Origin of the sequence: Silvania confinis, assembly GCF_025564085.1 — a bacterium.
In the GTDB taxonomy this organism is placed as follows: domain Bacteria; phylum Pseudomonadota; class Gammaproteobacteria; order Enterobacterales; family Enterobacteriaceae; genus Enterobacter; species Enterobacter confinis.
Window position 1 is genome coordinate 1 of record NZ_JAMGZJ010000017.1, and the last position, 374, is coordinate 374.

At 63.6% G+C, this 374-nt stretch carries 1 protein-coding gene; it reads right to left on the bottom strand.

Annotation, left to right across the window (positions count from 1 at the left end; genetic code table 11):
* On the bottom strand, positions 1 to 374 hold a 374-nt coding region (locus M8013_RS00080; protein ID WP_271265812.1), incomplete at both ends, for a DDE-type integrase/transposase/recombinase.

A 374-nucleotide genomic window follows, 5' to 3' on the forward strand; every position in this document is an offset into this window, starting at 1 on the left:
TGAAAGCGTTCGAGCTTGCCCTGGGTCTGCGGATGATAAGGCCGGGAGTGACCCACCCGGATACCGAGGCGCATCAGCCATAACTCCAGCGCCGTCCAGGTCCCGGTGGTGTCACCCCACGGGGCGCCGTTGTCCATCGTCATTCTGTCCGGCAGCCCGTAGCGCTCAAAAACACCCGCCAGCAGCTGCTGTACGGTCCCGCGCCGTTCATCGGAACAGTGCGTCAGGCACAGCGAAAAACGGGAGTGGTCATCCAGCAGGGTGAGCGGGTGGCAGCGGCCACCGCCAAAGGGAAAGTGGCCCTTAAAATCCATCTGCCAGAGCCGGTTGGGTTCGTCATGTTCGAAGCGACCGGTGGCGGGGATACCCGGAGG